The following is a 5,261-nucleotide window of genomic DNA, read 5'->3' on the forward strand; positions in this document are numbered from 1 at the left end:
GAGCCGGGCGAGGCCGTCGCCCTCGTCGGTGAATCCGGGTCGGGCAAATCGGTGACGGCGCGCGCGCTGGTCGGCCTGGCCGGTCCGGGCGCAGGCGTGCGGGCCGACCGTCTCGAACTCTTCGGGCAGGACGCGCGCAATCATCGCGATCGGCAGTGGCGGCGAATCCGCGGCAGCGACATCGGATTCGTACTCCAGGACGCGTTGGTCTCCCTCGATCCGCTGTACTCGATCGGTAGCCAACTCGCCGAAGCTCAACGCGCGCTGACCGACCTGCGCGGGCAGGCACTCACCGCCCGTAGCGTGCGACTGCTCACCGATGTCGGTGTCCCCGAACCCGAACTGCGGCTGCGCCAATATCCCCACGAGCTGTCCGGCGGACTCCGCCAGCGCGTGCTGATCGCGACAGCGCTCGCAGGCGATCCACGACTCATCATCGCCGACGAGCCGACCACAGCGCTCGATGTGACTGTCCAGCAACAGATCCTCGAGCTGCTCCGTGCGCGCAAAGCCGAAGGCACGGCACTGCTCCTGATCAGCCACGACTTGGCAGTGGTTGCCGAGGTGGCCGACCGAGTGCTGGTCATGCGGGAGGGGGAGGTCGTCGAGGAAGGCAGCACACACGACGTACTGACCCGTCCGGAGCATCCGTACACGAAGAAGCTGCTGGCGGCCGTGCCCTCCGCCGCCTCGCGCGGTTCGAAGCTGGCGGTTTCCGGCCAGCCCGCCGAGCTACCGCTGCCCCACCCCACCTCGCCACCGCCGAAGGTCGCAGGCGCCACCGAATCGCCACGGCCGAAGAACCCGACTGCCACCGCAACGCCGGAATCGGAGCCGGTTCGCGCCGCATCGACGGCAAGCCGAACCAGCGGGCACACAGAGGAACCCGGGTTGCGCGAGCCATTGCCGCCGCGCTCGGTCGACAACACCCGGGTCGTGCTCTCGGTCCGCAACCTGCGCAAGACCTACGGCTCCGGATCGGCCGCCCGCACCGTGGTCGACAATGTCGACTTCGACCTGTTCGGCGGCGAAACTCTGGGCATCGTCGGCGAATCGGGTTCGGGCAAGACCACCACGGCCCGCCTCGCGCTGCGGCTCATCACACCGTCGTCCGGACGGGTGGTCGTCGACGGCGAACCGTGGAGTGAGCTCTCCGACAAGGCATTACGGCCGCTGCGTGGCGCGGCGCAACTGATCGCCCAGGACCCACTGAGCTCGTTCGACCCCCGCTACACCGTGGAGCGCGTCATCGGCGAAAGTCTCGACACCGTCGATCTGCGTGGCAAAGCCCGCACCCAGCGCGTCCGCGAGATCCTCGACGCGGTCGGTCTCGCCCGCGACCTGCTCCCCCCCCACCCCCGCACCCTCTCCGGCGGCCAACGCCAACGCGTAGCCATCGCCCGCGCCCTCGCCCCCAACCCCGCCCTCCTGGTCGCCGACGAGCCGCTGTCCGCCCTCGACGTCTCCGTCCAAGCCCAGATCCTCGACCTACTCGCCGAACTCCAATCCGAGTTCGGCACCGCCCTGCTGCTCATCTCCCACGACCTCGGCGTCGTGCACCACCTCGCCGACCGCGTCCTCGTCATGAAAGACGGCAGGGTCGTCGAATCCGGCGAAGCGGATTCCGTCCTGCGCTCACCCCAGCACGAATACACCCGCCAACTCGTCGCCTCGGTCCCCCGCCTGCCCGAGGCCGCCGATCGCCGATGACCACCACAGCGACGCCGACCCGAATCCCCGGGTCGCGGCGTCCCCGGCGACACGTCGATACCCTGGTACGGGTGAGCGTCGATACCCGTTCGAAGATCCGCGGTTCCGCGCGGATACCGACCGCGTGGGCACGGCCGGGCCACATCGGGTACATCGGGCCGGATCTGCGGCCCGATACGCACTCACCGCCGGTCGCGATGCTCACCGTGGGCCTGGACGGACCGCTGATCGTGCACACCACCCGCGGTCTGATTCGCACGGGCAGTTCCTTCGCGCCTGCCCGCACCGCCCACCGCGTCGTTGCCACGCAGGGGTGGATCCTGGTGTTGTTCATCGACCCGTCGAGTGCGCCCGCGACCATGATCGCCGACGAGATGACTTCCGCGGCAGCTACTTTCGGTCTCAGTCACCGCCGCGAGCGCGAACTCGTCGAGCTGTGTGGCCAACCCGGCGTCGACCCGGATCTGCTCTACAACCGCGCCGTCGCGGGCCCGACCCTCGACACGGACGCACGCATCGCCAGGCTCGCCGCCGCGATCCGCGACCAGCCCGCCAACACGCTGCGCGCCGACCAGATCGCCGCGAACCTCGGCCTGTCCACCGGCCATTTCCTGCACCTGTTCACCCAGCACTGCGGCACCACGTTCCGCGGCTATCAACGCTGGAACCGCATGGTCACCGCGATCACCAACGCCGTCAACGGCCACGACCTCACCCGCTCCGCCATCGACGCCGGCTTCGCCACCCCCTCCCATTTCAGCGAATCCTTCCGCGCCATGATCGGCCTGCCCGCCACCACGATGCTGCAGGCCGGCATCCACTTCGACCTGGGTGCCGGGGCCGTCCGGCCCGGATGAGCAGCTCGGCTGCGCTATCAGAGCAGCAGACGCGCCAGTTCCGCGGGACTGGACACCATGACCATGTGCCCGCCGTCCATTTCGACCGGCTCGATCCCCAGCCGGGAGGCTACGAGTTCGCGCATGAAATCGGCTGGGAGGAATCGGTCGTCGCGCAGCAAGATGAACCGGGTCGGCACCTCGGGCCAAAACGCCAGCGGCCATGGGGACGTCATCGGCGTATCGGACTGGCCGCGCTCGTATTTCTCCGCCTCGGCCCGCTGCTCGGGGGTGAGCTGGTTGTAGAACACGTCGTCATCACCCGAGGTCGCGTGTCCGGTGTTGGCCCACCAATCGCCTGGCGCCTCGCCAGGCGCCGGAATCATCGCCGATACCAACACCATTCGCTCCACAGGCACTCGATCGCACACCAGCGGTGCGGTGAACCCGCCGAACGAGTGCGCCACCACAACAACATCCCGGCGCGCGCCGATCGCCTCGACCACCGCGTCGGCGTATTCCGCCAACCCGGCGCTGTCGTCCTCGCTCGGCAACGACACGGGCACCGCGTCATGGCCGAGCCCGCGCAACTCGTCGGCCACCGGCCCCCAGTAACCCGCCGCGCACCCCGCTCCGGGGATCAGTATGAATGTGCTCACCTGGTCACCGCTCGACCGGTGAGTCTTCGCCGATCCGATCCTCCGAACCGAAGAACTCATCCGCGTCCCGGCACATCGTCGCGCCGTCCACCCGCGGCAACGTTCGATGGCGGGCGACCAGTTCGGCGGCACTTCGCCCAAGGCGACCTGGTGGCTCCACGGAGACAGGGTACGTCGCCGTCTCGCCGAGTCGGGCGTCTCCAGGTTTATCGGGTAGTTCGGCCTGACGAAACCGCTGCTCAGCGGGTGGCGCTGGGGCATGATGAAATGTGGAATCCTCGCCCAGTTCGTCTAGTAGGAAGAACCGAGATGGTGCAGCTCACGCTTTCCGCGCAGCGGGCTGCGCTGGAGCGGGAGTGGGCGATGTGGGTGCCGGGCGGGGTGGGGGTTTCGGGGGCAGGGGTGCGGTCCGAGGTGGCGCAGTCCTGGTCGCGGTCGTTGCGGACCGTGGATCCTGGGCGGGATCACGCGCCGGTCAGTGAGACCGATATCGGGCCACGGTGGGCGGAGTCGCCGTTGCGAGGGCCGGTGACCGAGCTGAAAGAGCAGTTGCACAGCGTCGCCGACGACGCGGGCTACGTCGCGGCGGTCACCGATGCTTCGGGGACGATTCTGTGGACATATGGCGGACCCGTGATGCGCAGGCGCGCCGAGCAGGTGAACTTCGCGCCGGGTGGCCGATGGGACGAGGCGCACATGGGGACCAACGCCCTGTCATTGGCGTTGCGCACCGACCAACCGCACACGGTGTTCTCGGCCGAGCATCTTGTCGCGGCCCTGCACGGCTGGGTCTGTTATTGCGCGCCGATCCGCGCCGCCGACGGGACCCTGCTCGGCGTGCTCGACCTGTCGACGACCTGGAAACGCTCACATCCGCTGGCCATGGCCACCGTGCGCACCATGACCAGCGCCATCGAATCGAAGTTGCACGCCGCCGTGCCCGCGCCCGCCGGAATGCGGCTGACCTGCCTCGGCACCGGCCGGTTGATGCGTGACGGTCAGCAGATCCGGTTGCGGCCACGCCATCTCGAGATCCTGACCCTGCTCGCCCTCGACGACGACGGCTACAGCCACGAACGCCTGCACTACGCCGTCTACGGTGATCGTGCGGTCGGCGCGAGCACTCTCAAATCCGAGATGTCGTACCTGCGCCGCGCCACCGGCGGCGACATCACCAGTCGCGTCTACCGCTTCACCACTCCCCTGTCCTGCGACGCCGTCGACGTGCTGCGCGCCATCGAGCGAGGCGACCTGGACACGGCCGTTCGCCTGTATCACGGCCCGCTGCTTCCCGATTCGGAGACACCGGGCATCAGCGAATGGCGCGACTACCTCGAAGTCGCCATGCGTAACGCGGTTCTCAACAGCCCGGACGCGAATCACGCACTGACATACGGCGATTCCGCCCCCGACGACATCGCCGTCCACGAACACGCCCTCGCGCTGCTCCCCACCCGCGACGCACGCCGCGCCGTCGCCGCCGCGCGCTTGCACAGCGCCCTTCGCGCCTGATCGGTCCGGCTTCAACGTTTCATCAACCCTGAGCGGGGATAGTGATGGGCGTCACGATTCACCGGAATCAGCGAGGAGCCACCGCACATGATCTACGCCAAGCCGGGCACCGAGGGCAGCGTCGTCAGCTACGCGCCGCGATACGACAATTTCATCGACGGCAAGTGGATTCCGCCGGTCGAAGGCCGCTATTTCGAGAACACCTCGCCGGTGGACGGGCAGCCGTTCTGCGAGATCGCCCGCTCGAGCGCCGCCGATGTGGAACTGGCGCTCGACGCCGCCCACCGTGCGGCCCCGGCCTGGGGTGAGACCTCGGCCGCCGAGCGCGCCAACATCCTCAACAAGATCGCCGACCGGATCGAGGCCAACCTCGAGGCCCTCGCCGTCGCCGAAACCTGGGACAACGGCAAGCCGGTCCGCGAAACCCTGGCCGCCGACCTCCCCTTGGCGGTCGACCACTTCCGCTATTTCGCCGGAGTGCTGCGCGCGCAGGAAGGCGGCATCAGCGAGGTCGACAAGGACACCATCGCCTATCACTTCCACG

At 68.6% G+C, this 5,261-nt stretch carries 5 protein-coding genes; 4 read left to right on the forward strand and 1 reads right to left on the reverse strand.

The features are described 5' to 3' along the window. A partial coding sequence (locus tag ACFWF3_RS23310) for a dipeptide ABC transporter ATP-binding protein (RefSeq protein WP_379315263.1) occupies window positions 1–1,710 on the forward strand: 1,710 nt, incomplete at its 5' end. A gap of 71 nt (window positions 1,711–1,781) precedes the next feature. Next, window positions 1,782–2,567 carry a helix-turn-helix domain-containing protein gene (locus ACFWF3_RS23315; protein WP_379315264.1) on the forward strand — a complete coding sequence of 262 codons (786 nt, stop codon included), beginning with the start codon at window positions 1,782–1,784 and terminating at the stop codon, window positions 2,565–2,567. Window positions 2,568–2,584: 17 nt separating this feature from the next. Here the strand turns inward: ACFWF3_RS23315 and ACFWF3_RS23320 are convergent, their stop codons facing one another. After that, window positions 2,585–3,205: an alpha/beta fold hydrolase gene (locus ACFWF3_RS23320; RefSeq protein WP_378993068.1), complete on the reverse strand. Its 621-nt coding sequence runs from the start codon at window positions 3,203–3,205 to the stop codon at window positions 2,585–2,587. Between the two features lie 309 nt (window positions 3,206–3,514). Here ACFWF3_RS23320 and ACFWF3_RS23325 point away from each other — a divergent pair, with 309 nt between their 5' ends. Both ACFWF3_RS23325 and ACFWF3_RS23330 read left to right on the forward strand, forming a co-directional pair. Next, window positions 3,515–4,717: a transcriptional regulator gene (locus ACFWF3_RS23325; RefSeq protein ID WP_378993071.1), complete on the forward strand. Its 1,203-nt coding sequence runs from the start codon at window positions 3,515–3,517 to the stop codon at window positions 4,715–4,717. An 87-nt stretch (window positions 4,718–4,804) separates the two neighbouring features. Continuing rightward, window positions 4,805–5,261, forward strand: a 457-nt coding sequence (locus ACFWF3_RS23330) for an aldehyde dehydrogenase family protein (protein WP_379315265.1), incomplete at its 3' end; no start/stop codon positions are given.

Origin of the sequence: Nocardia sp. NPDC060220, from assembly GCF_042727815.1 — a bacterium.
GTDB lineage: Bacteria > Actinomycetota > Actinomycetes > Mycobacteriales > Mycobacteriaceae > Nocardia.

Coding starts and splice junctions, on each gene's coding strand:
- ACFWF3_RS23325 (WP_378993071.1), top strand. CDS start 3,515: ATGGTGCAGCTCACGCTTTCCGCGCAGCGGGCTGCGCTGGAGCGGGAG.